The sequence below is a fragment of the Burkholderia plantarii genome (assembly GCF_001411805.1).
Lineage (GTDB): Bacteria > Pseudomonadota > Gammaproteobacteria > Burkholderiales > Burkholderiaceae > Burkholderia > Burkholderia plantarii.
Genome location: NZ_CP007213.1, coordinates 2521535 through 2538244, shown reverse-complemented (window position 1 = coordinate 2538244; position 16710 = coordinate 2521535). Strand labels below are relative to the sequence as shown.

Annotated in this window: 8 protein-coding genes and 1 pseudogene; 5 read left to right on the top strand and 4 right to left on the bottom strand. The window is 70.3% G+C overall.

Annotated features, from left to right (window positions below; translation table 11 throughout):
* Positions 1 to 13: 13 nt before the first annotated feature.
* Complete coding sequence (locus tag bpln_RS27530) at positions 14 to 8671, top strand: glycoside hydrolase family 94 protein (protein ID WP_055140581.1); 8658 nt, start codon at positions 14 to 16, stop codon at positions 8669 to 8671.
* Positions 8672 to 8785: 114 nt separating this feature from the next.
* Here the strand turns inward: bpln_RS27530 and bpln_RS27525 are convergent, their stop codons facing one another.
* Both bpln_RS27525 and bpln_RS27520 read right to left on the bottom strand, forming a co-directional pair.
* Positions 8786 to 8965 carry a hypothetical protein gene (locus tag bpln_RS27525; protein WP_055140580.1) on the bottom strand — a complete coding sequence of 60 codons (180 nt, stop codon included), beginning with the start codon at positions 8963 to 8965 and terminating at the stop codon, positions 8786 to 8788.
* Between the two features lie 246 nt (positions 8966 to 9211).
* Complete coding sequence (locus bpln_RS27520) at positions 9212 to 9931, bottom strand: Crp/Fnr family transcriptional regulator (RefSeq protein ID WP_042628340.1); 720 nt, start codon at positions 9929 to 9931, stop codon at positions 9212 to 9214.
* Between the two features lie 702 nt (positions 9932 to 10633).
* Between bpln_RS27520 and bpln_RS27515 the strand changes: the two genes are divergently transcribed.
* From bpln_RS27515 to bpln_RS38330, 3 genes and pseudogenes are all read left to right on the top strand, one after another.
* Complete coding sequence (locus bpln_RS27515; protein WP_042628339.1) at positions 10634 to 10810, top strand: CsbD family protein; 177 nt, start codon at positions 10634 to 10636, stop codon at positions 10808 to 10810.
* 1179 nt (positions 10811 to 11989) lie between these two features.
* Positions 11990 to 12148 carry a DUF3309 family protein gene (locus bpln_RS34600; RefSeq protein WP_042628338.1) on the top strand — a complete coding sequence of 53 codons (159 nt, stop codon included), beginning with the start codon at positions 11990 to 11992 and terminating at the stop codon, positions 12146 to 12148.
* A gap of 450 nt (positions 12149 to 12598) precedes the next feature.
* Positions 12599 to 12970, top strand: a pseudogene (locus bpln_RS38330) (response regulator); the annotation flags it as partial.
* Here the strand turns inward: bpln_RS38330 and bpln_RS38015 are convergent.
* Positions 12936 to 13499, bottom strand: coding sequence for a YciE/YciF ferroxidase family protein (locus bpln_RS38015; protein ID WP_244132116.1), 564 nt, complete (start codon positions 13497 to 13499; stop codon positions 12936 to 12938). The pseudogene bpln_RS38330 and the gene bpln_RS38015 overlap by 35 nt on opposite strands.
* A 306-nt stretch (positions 13500 to 13805) precedes the next feature.
* Complete coding sequence (locus bpln_RS27505) at positions 13806 to 15095, bottom strand: cation:proton antiporter (protein WP_055140579.1); 1290 nt, start codon at positions 15093 to 15095, stop codon at positions 13806 to 13808.
* Between the two features lie 1255 nt (positions 15096 to 16350).
* Between bpln_RS27505 and bpln_RS27500 the strand changes: the two genes are divergently transcribed.
* A complete protein-coding gene (locus bpln_RS27500; protein WP_042628336.1) occupies positions 16351 to 16623 on the top strand; it encodes a hypothetical protein in 273 nt (90 codons plus the stop codon).
* Positions 16624 to 16710: the final 87 nt, after the last annotated feature.

Sequence of the window (16710 nt, the reverse complement as noted above, 5' to 3'; positions counted from 1 at the left end):
GCAAGGAGACGCCGTGTTGAGAGGTCATTTTGCAGGTGGCAAGGGTTCGCCCTGGGACAATACCCTGCCGATTCGCGAAGAATTCTTCGGCGAGGAGCGGCTGGCGCAGCATGCGGAGAGCCTCGCGCTCGCCCAACAGGTGGCGCCCCGTCGGGCGTTCGGCCCGTCCCTGGCCCGGCGCCTGAAGGACAACGCGGATCACCTGCTGAAGGCCTACCGGAACACGGCGGTGTCGGACGCGCTCGGCGAGCAGATCATGCCGGCCGCGGAGTGGCTGCTCGACAACTACTACGTGGTCGCGGAGCAGGTGCGCGAGGTTCGCGATGATCTCTCCCCGCGTTACTACCGGCAGCTGCCCAAACTCGGCGGCGGTCCGTTCGCCGGCTATCCGCGCGTGCTCGGCATAAGCTGGGCGTTCGTCGCGCATACCGACAGCCGCTTCGATCCAGACCTGCTGTGCCGCTTCATGCTGGCCTATCAGGCAGTGGAGCCGCTGACCATCGGCGAGCTGTGGGCGGTGGGCATCACCCTGCGGATCGTCCTGATCGAGAACCTGCGGCGGCTCGCGGACCAGATCACGGGCGAACGGCAGGCGCGGCTCGATGCCAATGCGCTGGCTGATCGTCTGCTCGGGGAAGGCGGACAGGCCCGGCAGCCGTCCGGCCCGCTGATGTCCCGTTACGAATACGCGGTGTCGCACGATGCGTTCGCGGTGCAGTTGATTCAGCGGCTGCACGATCACGACCCGGCCATCGCCCCCGTGCTGTCGTGGCTGCACCGGCAGCTGGCGGCGCGCGGGACGACGCCGGAGCTGATCGTGGCCGCCGTCAACCACGAGCAGGGCGCGGCCAGCCTGACCGTGCGCAACGTGATCACCAGCCTGCGCCTGATCTCGGACGTCGACTGGACCGAACTGTTCGAGCGCATCAGCCCGGTCGACCAGGTGCTGCGCAATCACCCGGGCTTCGTCCAGATGGATTTCCCGACCCGCAATCGGTATCGGGACGCGGTCGAGACGCTGGCGCGTGGTTCGCGGGTCAGCGAGCAGGAGATCGCGTGCCGGGTCGTGGCCGACGCGCAGGCGTGGGGGGCGCGCCGCGCGTCGGACGGCACGGGGGCGCCGATCCGTGAGGCGGATCCCGGCTATCACCTGCTGGCGGGCGGCCGCGCCGCGCTCGAGGCGTCGATCGGCTATCGTGCGCCGGTTGCGCTGTGGTGGCAGCGCCTGACGCGGCGCACCGGCCTCGGCGGCTATCTCGGCCGCATCGGGCTGTTTGCCGCGGTCTTGCTGGCGGCAATCCTGGCGTGGCTGGCGCGCGTGGGGACGCCCGGCCCCTGGCTGGTCGGGCTCGGCGTGGCCGGCCTGCTGCCGGTGCTCGACGTGGCGGTTGCACTGGTCAATCGCGGGGTGATGCGCGACATCGGCGCGAGCCCGCTGCCGGGCCTCGATCTGCTCGACGGCATTCCACCGGAATTGCGCACGATGGTCGCGGTGCCGATGCTGCTGAGTTCGGAGGCCGCGCTCGCCGAGCAGATCGAGCACCTGGAAATCCATCATCTCGCGAGCCCCGGCGGCGCGCTTCACTTCGCCTTGCTGTCCGACTGGGTGGACGCGCCGGTGCAGCGCCTCGCGCGCGACGACGCGCTGCTGGCCAGCGCCATGGCGGGAATCGATCGGCTGAACCAGCGCCATCCGGCGGCGCCGGGCGAGGCGCCGCGCTTCCTGCTGCTGCATCGCGAGCGCGTCTGGAACGCCGGCGAGCGATGCTGGATGGGCTGGGAGCGCAAGCGCGGCAAGCTCCACGAACTGAACCGCCTGCTGCGCGGCGCATCCGACACGTCATTCCTCGCCCGGCCAGGCCGGCCGCCGGTCGTGCCGGGCGAGGTGCGCTACGTGATCACGCTCGACGCCGATACGCGGCTGCTGCGCGACACCGTGCGCCGCCTGATCGGCAAGATGGCGCATCCGCTCAATCGTCCGGTGTTCGACCGGGCGAGCCAGCGCATCATCGAGGGCTACGGCGTGCTCCAGCCGCGCGTGAGCGCCTCCCTCGCCAGCGGGGACGAGGGCTCGCTGTTCCAGCGGGTGTCGTCGAGTGCGCACGGTATCGATCCCTACACGTCGGCCGTGTCGGACCTCTATCAGGATCTGTTCGACGAAGGCTCCTACGCCGGCAAGGGCATCTACGACATCGACGCGTTCGAGGCCGCGCTCGCCGGCCGCGTGCCCGACAACACGGTGCTCAGCCACGACCTGTTCGAGGGCATCTTCGCGCGGGCCGGCCTGGCCTCGGACATCGAGGTCGTGGAGGCGTTTCCGTCACGCTACGATGTGGCGGCCGCGCGTCTGCACCGGTGGGCGCGCGGCGACTGGCAACTGCTGCCGTGGCTGGTGTTCGGCCGTGGGCCGCTGCCGGCGGTCGGCCGCTGGAAAATGCTGGACAACCTGCGTCGCACGCTGACCGAGCCCGCGTGGCTGCTTGCCCTGCTGGTTGGCTGGCTGTTGCCCTCGACGCGCGCGTCGCTGGCGTGGAGCGCCTTCGTGCTGGCGACGATCGCCCTGCCGCTGTTGCTGCCCGCCCTGAGTGCGCTGCTGCCTAACTGGCGGCGCGCGCAAGTCAAGCTGACCGCCCGCAGCCTGTTCCGTGAATGGGCGGTGCAATGGGGCTTCGCCGGCTTGCGCTTCGGCCTGTCGCTCATCATGTTGCCGCAGAAGGCCTGGTCGATGGGCGACGCGATCGCGCGAACCCTGTTTCGCGTGGGGATCAGCCGGCGGCACCTGCTCGAATGGACCACCGCGGCCGAGGCGAGCGCACGCGAGCGGCCCACGCCCGGGTCCACCTACCTGCGGATGCGCGGCGGCGTGGCGCTGTCGCTGCTTGGCACGGCCGCGGTGCTGGCGGCGAGCTGGCGCCTCGATCGCCCGGCCGGCTGGCTGGTGGTGCCGTTCGCGGCGGCGTGGCTCGCGGCGCCGGCGCTTGCCTACTGGCTGAGCCGCGCGCCGAGGTCGGCCGGCGATCTGGCCGTCGCGCCCGACGACGCGCGCCAGCTGCGGCTCGATGCGCGCCGCACCTGGCGCTATTTCGAGCGCTTCGTGACGGCCGACGACCAGATGCTGCCGCCCGACAACTTCCAGGAGGATCCGAAGCCTGTCGTCGCCCACCGGACCTCGCCGACCAATCTCGGCCTGTACCTGTTGTCCACCGTCAGCGCCCGCGAGTTCGGCTGGCTCGGCACGCAGGCCGCGGTGTCGCGCCTGGAGGCGACGCTCGCGACCATGGAGCGACTGGCCCGTCATCGCGGCCATTTCTACAACTGGTACGACACGCGGAATCTGCAGCCGCTCGAACCGAGGTACGTGTCGAGCGTCGACAGCGGCAATCTCGCCGGCCATCTGATCGCGCTCGGCAACGGCTGCCGCGCGTGGGCGAATCAGGCGCATGGGGCGGGGCGGCAGGCGGTCTGTGCCGGGATCGGCGATACGCTCGCGCTGCTGCGCGAGGCGCTGGGCCGCGGCGGCGAGGTCCGCGGCATCCTGCGTGGCGAATTCGAGCAGGCCGCGGATGAACTGGCCGATGCGCTCGTCGTGGCCGGTGCGGCCGCGAACGGCGAGGAAGGCATGGCGGAGCTGCACGCTTCGCCGGCCTGGTCGACGATCCTGACGCGAGTCGCCGCCGTCGCGGACGTCGCCCGCGCGCTGATGGACGAGGCGGCGTGGATCGGCCGCGACGAAGTCGACGACGTGCTGTTCTGGGCGCAGGCGCTCGAGCACGCCGTGCAGGGCCACGACCGGGACGCGGCGAACACGCCCGGCGAGGCGGCCGCGCTCGCCGGGCGGCTGCATGCGCTGGCCGATGTCGCGCTGCGGATGGCCTATGCGATGGAGTTCGGCTTCCTGCTCGACCCGGTGCGCAAGCTGCTGTCGATCGGCTACGCGGTGGCCGACGGGCGGCTCGACCCCGGCAATTACGATCTGCTCGCCTCGGAGGCGCGGCTGGCGAGTTTCGTGGCGATCGCCAAGGGCGACGTGCCGGTCCGGCACTGGTTCCGGCTCGGCCGCCTGGCCACGCCGGTCGGGCAGGGCGCCGCGATGATCTCGTGGTCGGGCTCGATGTTCGAATACCTGATGCCGTCGCTGGTGATGCGGGCACCGGCCAGCAGCCTGATGGCCCGTACCAATCAGCTGGTGGTGCGCCGGCAGATCGCCTACGGCGACGGCCTGCGCCTGCCGTGGGGCATGTCCGAGTCGGCCTACAACGCGCGCGACATCGAGCTGACCTATCAATACTCGAGCTTCGGCGTGCCGGAGCTGGGACTCAAGCGCGATCTGGCCCAGCACCGGGTCGTCGCGCCCTATGCGAGCGCGCTCGCGGCGATGGTCGCGCCGCGGGCCGCCGCGCGCAATTTCGAGCGGCTGCGGGCCGCCGGCGCGGGCGGACGCTACGGCTTCTACGAAGCGCTCGACTACACGCCCTCGCGGGTGCCCGAAGGGCTGCCGCTCGCCGTGGTGTACGCGTTCATGGCGCATCACCAGGGCATGACGATCGTGTCGATCGCCAATGCCCTGCTGGCCGGCCGTATCCGGGCGTTCTTCCATGCCGAGCCGGCGGTCCGCGCCACCGAGCTGCTGCTGCAGGAGCGCGTGCCGAGCCGGGTCGCGGCGGTGCGGCCGCGCGTCGATGCGGGTTTCGCCGGCCGGGTTCGCGGCAGCGCCCGCACGGTCGCGCGACGCATGCAGTCGGCCGACGATCCCGCGCCCGTCACGCACCTGCTGTCGAACGGCCGCTACGCGGTGATGCTGACGTCGGCGGGTTCGGGCTACAGCCGCCGCGACGACCTTGCCGTGACGCGCTGGCACGAGGACGCGACGCGCGACGACTGGGGAAGCTACCTGTACCTGCGCGATCTCGACAGCGGCGCGGTCTGGTCGGCCGGCTGGCAGCCCACGGGGGCGGTGCCGGACAGCTACGACGTGAGCTTCACCGAGGATCGCGCGGAGTTCGTGCGCCGCGACGGCAGCCTGACGACCACGCTCGAGGTCGTGGTGTCGGCCGAGGACGACGCGGAGGTGCGGCGCATCTCGCTGGCCAATACGGGAACCCAGGCCCGCGTGGTCGAGATCACCTCCTACGCCGAGATCGTGCTGGCGCCGTCCGCCGCCGATCACGCGCATCCGGCGTTCTCGAAACTGTTCGTCGAGACCGAGTACCTGCCTGCCGTCGGCGCCATCCTGGCCACCCGCCGCCAGCGCTCGCCGAACGAGCCGCAGGTCTGGGCCGCGCACCTGACGGTGGGCGCCGGCGAGCCGCTTGGCGCGGGGCAGTTCGAGACCGACCGCATGCGCTTCATCGGCCGCGGCCGCAGCGTGCGCCAGCCGCTTGCGCTGGCTGAGCCGCGCGCGCTGGGCGGCACCGCCGGCACGGTGCTGGATGCCGTGTTTTCGTTGCGGCGGCGCTTGCGCATCGAGCCCGGCGCGAAGGCGAGCCTCGCGTACTGGACCCTGGTCGCGGATTCACGCGAACAGCTGCTGGACCTCATCGACAAATATCGGGACGGTGAGTCCTTCGCACGCGCGGCGATGCTCGCCTGGACCCAGGCCCAGGTACAACTGCGGCACAGCGCGGTGAGCCTCGACGAGGCGGCGCTGTTCCAGCAGCTGGCCGGATGCATGCTGTACAGCGACCCGCTGATGCGCCCGAATTCCGCCACGCTGCTGCGCCATGCGTCAGCGGCGGCGGCGGCCGGCGGGGTCGGCGCCGCGCCGCTCTGGGCGCACGGGGTGTCGGGCGATCTGCCGATCCTGCTGGTACGGATCGACGACATCGAGCACATCGCGATGGTGCGGCAGCTGATACGCGCGCACGAGTACTGGCACATCAAGCGGCTCGCGGTCGACCTGGTGATCATCAACGAACGCGCGGCCTCGTATGTGCAGGACCTGCAGGCCGCGCTGGAAGGCCTGGTGCGCAACCGGCCGTCGCCGGGCCAGGCCGGACGCGGCGCCGTGTTCGTGCTGCGTGCGGACCTGATGGCGGCAGCGGCGCGCTCGCAGTTCCCTGTCGTCGCGCGCGCGGTGTTCGCGGCACGCAACGGCAGGCTGGTGGACCAGCTGCGGCGCCTGACCGGCGCGCCGCTGCCGGGCCGCCCCGACCTCGCACGCGCGGCGGAGCCGCCGCGCGCGCAGCCGGCGCCCCGGGGCGCGCAGCCCGGCGCCGATCTCGAGTATTTCAACGGCATCGGCGGTTTCGCGCGCGACGGCCGTGAATACGCCGTGATCCTGCAGCCCGGCCAAAGCACGCCGATGCCATGGGTCAATGTCGTGGCGAACCCGGCCTGCGGTTTCCTGGTGTCGGCCGAGGGCGGCGGGCATACCTGGGTGACGAACAGCCGCGAGCACCCGTTGACGCCCTGGTCGAACGATCCGGTCACCGATCCGCCCGGCGAGGCCTTCTATGTCCGAGACGACGAGACCGGCATGCGCTGGGGGCCGCGGGCGAGCCCGATCCGCGACGACACGCCGGACGAGGCGCTCTACCTGGCGAACCACGGGCAGGGCTACAGCCGCTTCAGCCACGGCGCCGCCGGGATCGCCGTCGAATTGCTGCAGTTCGTGCCGCTTGCCGACCCCGTGAAGATTTCCCGGCTGAGCCTGCGAAACCTGTCGGGCCGGCCACGTCGGCTGTCGGTCGCGGCCTACGTGGAATGGGCGCTGGGAGCGTCGCGCGGTGCCGCGGCGCCGCACGTCGTGACCGAACTCGATGCGGTCACCGGCGCGGTGTTCGCGAGAAACGACTGGAGCCAGGCCTATCGCGGTCGCGTCGCCTTCGCCGATCTGGGCGGCCTGCAGACCTCGTGGACGGCGGACCGGCGCGAGTTCGTCGGCCGCAACGGCGCGCTGGGCGATCCCGCCGGCTTTCCCGGCAGCGCGGGCGCGGCGGCGCCGCTGTCGGGCCGCGTCGGGGCGGCGCTGGACCCGTGCGCCGCCTTGCTGACCACGATCGACCTCGCACCGGGCGAGACCGCCGAGATCGTGATGCTGCTCGGCGAGGGAAGCGACGTGGCGGCGGCGCGGCAACTGATCGGGCAGTATCGCCAGGCGGATCTCGATGCGGTGCTGGCCGAGGTGACGGCATTCTGGGACGAGACGCTCGGCGCGATCCGGATCGAGACGCCGGACCGCGCGATGGACCTGATGCTCAATCGCTGGCTGCTGTACCAGACGCTGTCGAGCCGGATCTGGGCGCGCGCCGGCTTTTACCAGGCCAGCGGCGCCTACGGCCTGCGCGACCAGCTGCAGGACGGCATGGCGCTGGCGGTGGCCCGCCCGGCGCTGACGCGCGAGCATCTGCTGCGGGCGGCCGCGCGCCAGTTTCCCGACGGCGACCTGCAGCACTGGTGGCTGCCGGAAAGCGGCAGCGGGGTGCGCACCCGGATCTCCGACGACCGCGTGTGGCTGGCCTACACGGCCGCGCACTATGTCGAGGTCAGCGGTGACCTGGCGGTACTCGACGTCGCGATCCCGTTTCTGGAAGGCAGGCCGCTGGCGGCCGGCGAATCCGATGCGTTCTTCATCCCCGGCGTCTCGGAAACGACCGCGTCGCTGTTCGAGCACTGCGCGCGCGCGCTGGAGCAAAGCCTGGCGCTGTTCGGCGCGCACGGGCTGCCGCTGATCGGCACCGGCGACTGGAACGACGGCATGAACCGGGTGGGCGAGGCGGGGCGCGGAGAAAGCGTCTGGCTCGGCTGGTTCCTGCACGCGACGCTGGGAGCCTTCGCGCCGCTCGCCGCGGCGCGCGGCGAGTCCGAGCGGGCGCGGCGCTGGGGCGCGCGCGCCGATGCGTTGCGCGAGGCGCTGGACGACGCGGGCTGGGATGGCGGGTGGTATCGGCGCGGCTACTTCGACGACGGCACGCCGCTCGGCTCGGCCGGCGCGGCCGGATGCGCGATCGATTCGATCGCGCAGTCGTGGAGCGTGCTGTCGGGCGCGGCGGATCCGGCGCGCGCCGCGCAGGCGATGGCGGCGCTGGACGCGCAGCTGATACGCGACGACGAGGGGCTGGCGCTGCTGTTCACGCCGCCGTTCGACCGGGCGCAGGTCGATCCGGGGTACATCCGCGGCTACCCGCCGGGCATACGTGAAAACGGCGGGCAATATACCCACGCGGCGAGCTGGTCGGTACTCGCGTTCGCGCGCCTGGGCGACGGCGAGCGCGCCGCCAGCCTGTTTGCCCTGCTCAATCCGGTCCATCGCAGCCGCACGCGCAGCGGCGCGAATCGCTACCGGGTCGAGCCGTATGTGGTCGCGGCCGATATCTATTCGGTGGCGCCGCATGTCGGCCGCGGCGGCTGGACCTGGTACACCGGCTCGGCAGGATGGCTGTATCGGGCCGGCATCGAGGGGCTGCTCGGGCTGCGCAAGCAGGGCGACATGCTGACCCTGCGCCCCTGCATCCCGCGATCCTGGCCGGGTTTCAGCGCCACCCTTCGTCACGGGGCGGCACACTATGACATCGTGATCGACAATTCGGCGTCGGTCGCCACGGGCGTGGCGCGCATCGTGGTGGACGGCGTGGCGCTCGAATCCGGCGTGACCACGCTGCGGATGGTGGACGACGGGCGGCGCCATCCGGTGCATGTGACCTTGGGCCACGCGCAGCCGGTGCTGCCGTGAGGCGGCGAACCGGCGCGCGCGAGCCTGCTTCGTCAGGCACGGCACGCTCGCTCGCGAGGCGCGCGCGTCGGCGTCACGGCAGGCCGGCGCGCCGGACTCGCCGGGCCGGGCCGTTCACTTGCCCTGCTGGTCAGGCGGCGAATAGCGCCACTTGACTGCGTTGGAATCGATGGCGGCGTCGTTGATGACGCGCTGTTCGGCCCGTTCGAGATCGGCGCGGGTCAACGCGTCTCGCTGCTTTTGCCGCGTTTCCCGATCGCGTTGATCGGGCGTGGTGGGTGAGTAGGGTTTCATGGTTCCTTCCTGGAGATGGCGCGCCGGGCTTCAAGGAGGCGCATCGAACCTCGATCGGTCGATGCGGCCCGGCTGCCGGGTGGGGCGCCCTGCCGCCGGTGACGGGGGCGGGCGCGAGTGGGGCGGGGTTGCGTGCGCGAACCTGGGTCGGCACGTCGTGGCGCGATTGCCTGTCGGTGGCGGCCACGTCTTCCACAGTATGAACGTTGCGCGGCGCGACGTCGGTACGCTGCCGCTCGGTGGTGCCTACAGACGATGCAGATCGGGCAGCAAACGGTCGAATTCGCGTTTGACCACGCCGTAGCATTCGCAGACGCGCTTCTCGAGCCCCGGCCGATCCAGGACCTCGATATGGCCGTAGTTGTAGCGGATCAGGCCGGCGTCCTGCAGCTTCAACGCCGCTTCCGTGACGCCCGACCGGCGCACGCCCAACATGTTGGCGATCAACTCCTGGGTCATCTTCAACTGGTTCGACGGCAGGCGATCGAGACTGAGCAGCAGCCAGCGGCACAGTTGCTGATCGATCGAGTGATGGCGGTTGCAGACGGCGGTCTGCGCCATCTGCGTGATCAGTGCCTGGGTATAGCGCAGCAACAGACGCTGCATTGCATTGCCGCGCCGGAACTCCGCCTTCAGGATACTCGCTTCGAGGCGATAGGCCTGCCCCGCGCTTTGCACGATGGCCTGGCTCGGCGTGGTTTCCCCGCCCATGAACAGCGACACGCCGATCATGCCCTCGTGGCCGACGATGGCGATCTCCGCGGAAGAGCCGTTTTCCATCACGTACAGCAGCGAAATGATCGAGGTGGTCGGGAAGTAGACGTGGTGAAGCAGGCCCCCCGATTCGTGGAGCACCTTGCCCAACGGCATGTCCACGAGCGTCAGGTGGGGCATGAGCTGGACGCGCTCGGATTCCGGCAGGGCGGCCAGCAGGTTGTTCTGGGCGTGAGGGAGGGGGAGATGCATGCGTCGCTCCTGAGCGTGTGCGTCTGGCTGACGATGAAGGAGCCGGTGGAGCCGAGGGTATCGGCGGCGTGAACCGCTCATCGTATCCGACTCGGCATCGGTGGGTGGCGAAGGCCGCGAGATCGGGCCATCCCGGCTTGAGCCGGACGGAACCGGATGCGAGCGAGGCTTCGAGGCGGAGGATGCCGAACGCGGTGCCGCAAGTTGCGCGCCCAGCCGCCGTGCGGCCTCAGGCAGTCCTCGGCCTGCCCGGTGCGGGGCGCCGACGCGGAGGATTTGCGCGAACCCTGTACGGGATCGGACGGACTTGCCCGCGCGCGTCCGGCAGGATGACATGGTTGGCGCTTGACGTCGGCCGGCGACAGGCACCATGCCCGAAGTTTCCGGCACAACGCATTACCCGTTTCCTGGATACGCTCAGATGACCCCTCTTTTCATTTTGATATGCATGGCATGTACGCTCGCGGCGTTCGATCTGCGGAACACGCTTCGACGCGGGCTCGTCCGGCCGCGGTTCCAGCCGGTCCCGCGCTAGACCGAACCGGCATTACCCGCGCCGGACGCCCACGCGTCCCGCCCGGCAGCCCCGTATCGAGTCACTCGAGCCGCCTGCGCATCGCGCGCATCCGCTTCGAATGCGGGGCGTTCCCGTGACGGCGGGATTCCATCCGTCTGGCAGCATCGAGGCATGGGAGAGAAATCATGAACAAGGACCAGCTCAAGGGCACGGCCAAGAAAGTGAAGGGCAAGGTCAACGAGGCGGTTGGCAAGGCCACCGGCAGTCCGAAGCGGGAGGTCAAGGGCGACGCCCAGCAGGCGGCGGGCGAGGCGCAAAAGGAACTCGGCAACGCCAAGGAGGCGCTCCGCAAGCCGGAGTGACCTTGCCCGGGCCGGTTCGCCTGCCGGCGGCCGGCCGTCTCTTGCCCGGACGAGGACGAGGCCGATGACGGCCAGGGCGTGAGCCCGACCGCCGCGCCAGACGGGCGCTCGGGGCGCTCGCGAGGGTGCGGCGCGCCCCGGCTCGAAACCCGCAGCCCGCCGGGCACGGCCGTCCTCCCCCGATCGATTCGCAACCGGGGAGGCGACGGGGCCGCCGGCCGACCGCGCACCTTTGCCGCCCACGCCGGCCATCGGCTTCAACGGGCGCGTGTTGCCCCCCTCTGCCTGGATCGGCGAAACGAAAATCCGGTGATCAGCACCATCCCGATCACGATGCCCCACATTGCGGTCGTCATCTACGCTCCTCGATTCCACCACGCCGTCCTCCACACCCTGCGCCAAGGCACGGCGCGCCGATTTCCGGTGTACCCGGGCCATTCTGCGTCCGCGCGCGAGACATGGCGGTACGCTGCCGGACGCTGTCGCCCCGATCCGCGAACGCGCGGCGCCATCTCCTCCGCACGGGCTCCGTTGCGAGGGTTTCGCCCGGGTTTCGCCCGTGCAGGCGCCCGCGCGGGCGCGACGCCGGGAAGGGTTCTTTTGACAAGCTCGCCCGGGAATTTTGTAAAGCCGGGACACGGGATCGCTCGGTGGCGGCAAGGGCATCGGATGGCGGCCCGGCGCGCGGCTCGTGCCCGCGACGTCCGGATGGCGGCGGGGCAGCGCGGATTCCGCTACGGCAATAAGGAAAGCGAACGATCCGGCGGCGCGGCGTCGGTGGCCCGCCATGCGCGCGGGGGCAGCGTCCGCGTGATGCGTGCGGAGGCACGATCTTTGCGGTGTCGATGCCGCGCATCGGTGCGCGGGGCCCCATGGTTCGGTGGATCGCCGACGACCGGGAGCCGGTGCGTGACCGCGCGGTGCCGGGCCATTGCATTCGCGTTCGAAGTCCGGCGGGTACGGAGCCGGTGCGGCACAGCCGGTTCGACGGTTGGCGGTGGCGGCACCGCAGGAGGAGAGGACGGGGGCGCTGCCGGCGCGGATCGCGCGGACGATTCCGCCCGGCCTCGCGCCCGTGCCGCGAAGCGCTCGTGCTTCGCGAACTCCGAATGCCGTGACGGAGGACCTGATCAAGTCGCCCGGAGAGCGCGTTGCTTATCTTGACCAAGGAGAAATGACATGTCGTTGGGACTGATTTTACTGATTGTTATCCTGCTGGTGCTGATCGGCGTGATCCCGACGTGGCCTCACAGCCGCGGTTGGGGTTACGGGCCGAGCGGCACGCTGGGCGTGATCCTGGTCGTGCTGATCATATTGGTCGTGTTGGGACGGATATAGTCGGGCCCGGCGCCGTCGGCTGCGTCCGCCGCCCGGCTGGCCGGAGCGCGGACGCCGGCCGGCGCGATCCGGTGCCGTCAGCCGGACTCGCGCTGCCGTCGCGCGCCGCGGCACGCGTCGACCGGCGGCGCCGCCGACACTGGCCTGCAGAATTTCGCGACCGGCGGCATCGGCTTCGATCGCCTCCCGTGTTGCACCGGAAACGCATCGGAATGGTTGGGAGACCCGAGCAATCCAGGTAGAGGTGACACCGCCCTTGTGCGCGGGTTGTCATTTTTGTTGCGTCACGACGATCCGCGGGCGAGGCCCGCAGTTCGTTGCCAGCTGGAGGCGGGGCAGGCGCTCGCGGTCGCGGCCCGGGCGCGACGGGTGCGCGTGATTGTGGGCGCTCGTGATTGACGCGCTTCGTCCCGGCGTCGTGCCAGGCGGCGCCCCACGGGACGGCAACGCATGAGGAGCGAAATGACATTATCGTTTTTCGAGCATGCGGAGGACGACATCGTCTGGTGGCGCTCCCCCGACACGATTCGATCTTCCCACGCGCGCATGCTGGTCGTCGATGACGATCGGGACGCCGCCGAGGCCTGGCAATTCCTGGCTCAGGCCATGGGCTTCGAATGCCTCGCGGTGACAAACGCACGGCAGGTGTGCGAGACGGTCCGGCGGTGGCAACCGTTCGCGGTGGTGCTCGATGTCGCAATGCCCGGCATCGACGGCTGCGAGCTGGCCCGGCGCCTGAGGGGCGGCGCCGATACGCGCTCCGCGATCCTGATCGCCTGGTCCGGATTCACGTCGGCTGCCGCGATGGCCAACGCCAGGGAAGCCGGATTCGATGCGCATTGCGCGAAGCCGCTGGCGCCGTCGCGGGTCCTTGCCGCGTTGAGGCGCGCGGTGGATCGCGATGCCGGCTTGCACGCACGATAGGGACGGCGCGCGCTTGTCTGACCCACGCCCGTGCCTGCGTTCGGCACGGAAGGCGCGGCGAGGGCGGCAGGGCGGGCACGAGGTGCCCGCCCTGCCGCAGGACTTTCTGCGCCGCGGCCACCAGGCCAACGTCCAGCACCGGACCCTTTTCGATCTCGTCGATCAATTCCTGGCCTTCCTCGATGAGGCCCTCCATCGCGACGCATTTCATGCGCTTGAGGCGCAGGCCGCATGTTTCGACCACCTGATCGATGCGCTCCACCTGGCCTTGTGTTTCCTCGAGATGGGCCTTGAAGGCGTCGCTGAGCGACGGCTCGGTCGCCGCGCGCGCGAATTTCGCCAACGCGCGCGTCAGTTGTTTCTCGGCGCTGTGGATATCCGACAGCATGTGGACGAACAGATCGTCCACCGTCTTGCGTTGCGCCATGACTGGCTCCTTTCGCTGTTGGGGGTGTCAGTCATGGCGCACGGCTCATGCCTGGCCGGGAACGGGGCCCTCGCGGCATCGAAGGATCGATCGCATCCCCGCCGGAGGCTGCTCGAGGCATCGTTGCGCGGTGCCGTGCCGGAGCGCGACCGCTACCCGGGAGGATGGGTCGTTTCTACGCGGGTGAGCCGCGGCGTCCCCGCGCGCGGGCGGTGCCCCGGCGACGCCGTCCGGTCGCGCGCGGTGGCCGGCCGCCTCGATCGATTCGCGCGCAGCCGGCCGCGGGCGCGACATTCGCGGCGCCCTTCAGGCGTAGCGCCGCATCAGCGGGGTCGCCGACATGCCGTGCAGCACGATCGACAGCGCGATGGTCGCCAGCACCCACGGGACCAGCGGCATCAACTGCGCGCGCGGCCCTTGTTCCAGGGCCAGCATCATGTAATACAGCGATCCCACGCCGCGAATTCCGAACCAGCCGATCAACCGGCGCTGGCGGTGCGACGAGCACGAACCGAGCAACGCCAGGCGGCAGGCGCCCGGCCGGATGACCAGCAGCAGCGCGGCGACGACGGCGGTGCAGGTCCAGGTCAGCATGTCGGCCCAATACCTGGAGACGAGGGCGCCGATCAGCAGGATCAGCACGGCCTCGGCGATGTGTTCCAGTTCGATCGTGAAGCCCATCACCGATTCCGCCACGAACGCATGGGCCTTGTCGGGGTCGGTGGAGGTGGCTTCGACATCCTCGCTGTCCACGATGCCGAGCGTCGCTTTCGACGTCTTGTGGCCGCTCGATCGATGCTCGACGCGACGCATCGCGACGCCGGCGGCGAACACGGCCAGAAACCCGTAGCCTTGAATCGAGACCGCCGTGCCGTACGATAGCCCGATCACGCCGAGGGCGAAGAATCCTTCGAGGCCGAGCGCCTGGCCGCGACGGCTGCGCAGGAACGCGACGAGCCGGGCCGTCGCGGAGCCGGCCAGCCCGCCGGCCGTCACGCCCGCGACGATGCCCCACGCGATGCCGGCGACGAAGCTCCAGTGAAGGCCCGAGGTCGATCCGGCGTTGCACAGGAGCAGGCCGAGCACCGCGCATGGATAAGCGGTGCCGTCGTTGATGCCGCCTTCGCCGGACAGGGAGAAGCGCACGACCTCGACATCGCCCGCGTCGCGCACGCCGACATCGTGAGCCAGCACGGGATCCGTCGGGGCGATGATCGCGCCCAGCAGTACCGCGACGCCGGGACTCAAATGGAGCAGGACCATACCGAGCGCGGCGATCGACGTGACGGTGAGGATCATCGCAACGACGCCCAACCGTATCGGAATCATCCAGCGCCGATCGACGAGCGGGACGCGTAGTCTCAGGCCGATGGCGAACAGCGAGATCAGCAGGCCAATTTCGGCGGCGATGCGCAAATGCGTGACGTCGTCCGGCAGTGTCAGCGACAGGGCGCCGATGCCGGATGGTCCGATCAGAAAGCCGATCAGGAGATAAACCATGGCCGCGCTCATCGGCAGGCCCTTCAGCGACGAGCCGATGAGGCCCATGAAAATCAGCAAGGCGCCAAAGATGAGATATCCGATCGTTTCGGCCACGTTGGGTACCTGGTTGTGTGACGGCTCGCTCGCCGTGCCTTGCGGAATGCAGCAGGCGGCGTCGCGCCATGCGGGTGGGATCCGATGCGGATCTTTCGATGCGTCCGTGAAGCGGGTGGGCCGCTGGCGATGCCCCGGCCGGACCAAGGTTGCAGCGAGCCGAGGCGGCGTCTGTCCGATGGCGGACAGACACGGATCGAAGTCCGCGCCGGATTGAGGTATCGCAACGCTCGGCTCGCGTCGCGGAGAGGGTTCGTCCGGCGGCGGGCGGTGAGGCGGTCGGCATGACACGATGCCGGCGGCGGGCGCCGGCACGATCGCGCCTCGGGCCGGGCAGGCTGGCGAGGCAATGATGCGGTCGCGTCGATACGCCGGGGCGATCGCGGCATGCGCGCCCGGGCGGCGTCAGGCCCGGCCTCGGACACGCGGTCTCCGGCGGGCTCTCGGCGATTCGTACGGCAACGTACCGACTTGCCGTGCCGGCGGCGAGTAGTTTGAGGCATGCGGCCCGCATGCCAAGGCGTCGCTTGACGAGCGACGCCTGGATGACGTCCCTGGCACGCGGGTAAACGGCTCGGCCACTGCGCGCCAGCGAGCGTGCCGCTGACGACGGCATGCCGGCGGCGCGTCTTGCCTGGTGGTTCGATTCCGTGGCCGCCCCGCGCATCCGCCCGCCCGGGCAACGCATCTGCGCCAGCCGAAAACGGCCCGGCATGCGGGTCCCGCCCGAGTCTCGATGCAGCGTACCGTCGTTCAACCTCTGCGCGCTCAAACAGAACGTGGAGCCGCCATGACAAGGCGGATGTCGAAGCCGGCGAAACGCCGGCCTTCGGCTTTGCCGGTCCCGGCGGTTCGTCCGGACCGGGGCCGCGCACGGTGGTGGATTCCCTCGCACGGGACCGGATCGATGCAACGACAGTCCGATATTCGCGCCGTCCCGATCACCATCCCCGCAGTGCGTCCGGCATCGTCCGTCGTGGCGAGCGCGTCGACGCACGGCACCGGTGACGGCGTGCCGCTTTCGCCGGTGTGGAGCGTCCATGCGCGGCCGCAACGTGCATGGCGCAGGTGTCGTTGCGTACCGCGCGTCGAGGTGCGCGTTCGAATCTGGCGTTTCCCGTGACGGGCCGGAATTCGCTTGCTTGTCGGTAACGGGGCGCGCAGGCTGGCCGGGCCGGGCCGGGCCGGGCCGTTCAAGGGCACGGCGCCGCCCTGGACACTCCCGCACAAACCGCAGTCCGATCAGGAGCCGATCATCACCATTCCCACCATCGATTACCGAGGTCACGAGCTTCGTGCCTATTCCCAGTGCCTGTTCCCGCCGTTCGGCGACCCGCATTCGCCCGGACCCAGGCGATTCGGCTCGATTGTCCGGATCGACACCATTCCACCCACGTCGGCGCCTGCCATGCGGTACCGGACGATCTTCGCGAACGGCGAGCCGTCGACCGAGGAGAGGGCACTTGATGATGCGATGCAATTCGGCAAGGACATCGTGGACGGCAAGATCACGCCCGTTCCGATCTGACCGGCCGGCGAATTCGTGGCGACCGGGGTAATGGTCGCCGAATGCGCGACCCGGGTCGCAGCCGCGACGCGACAGGGCATCGCGGCA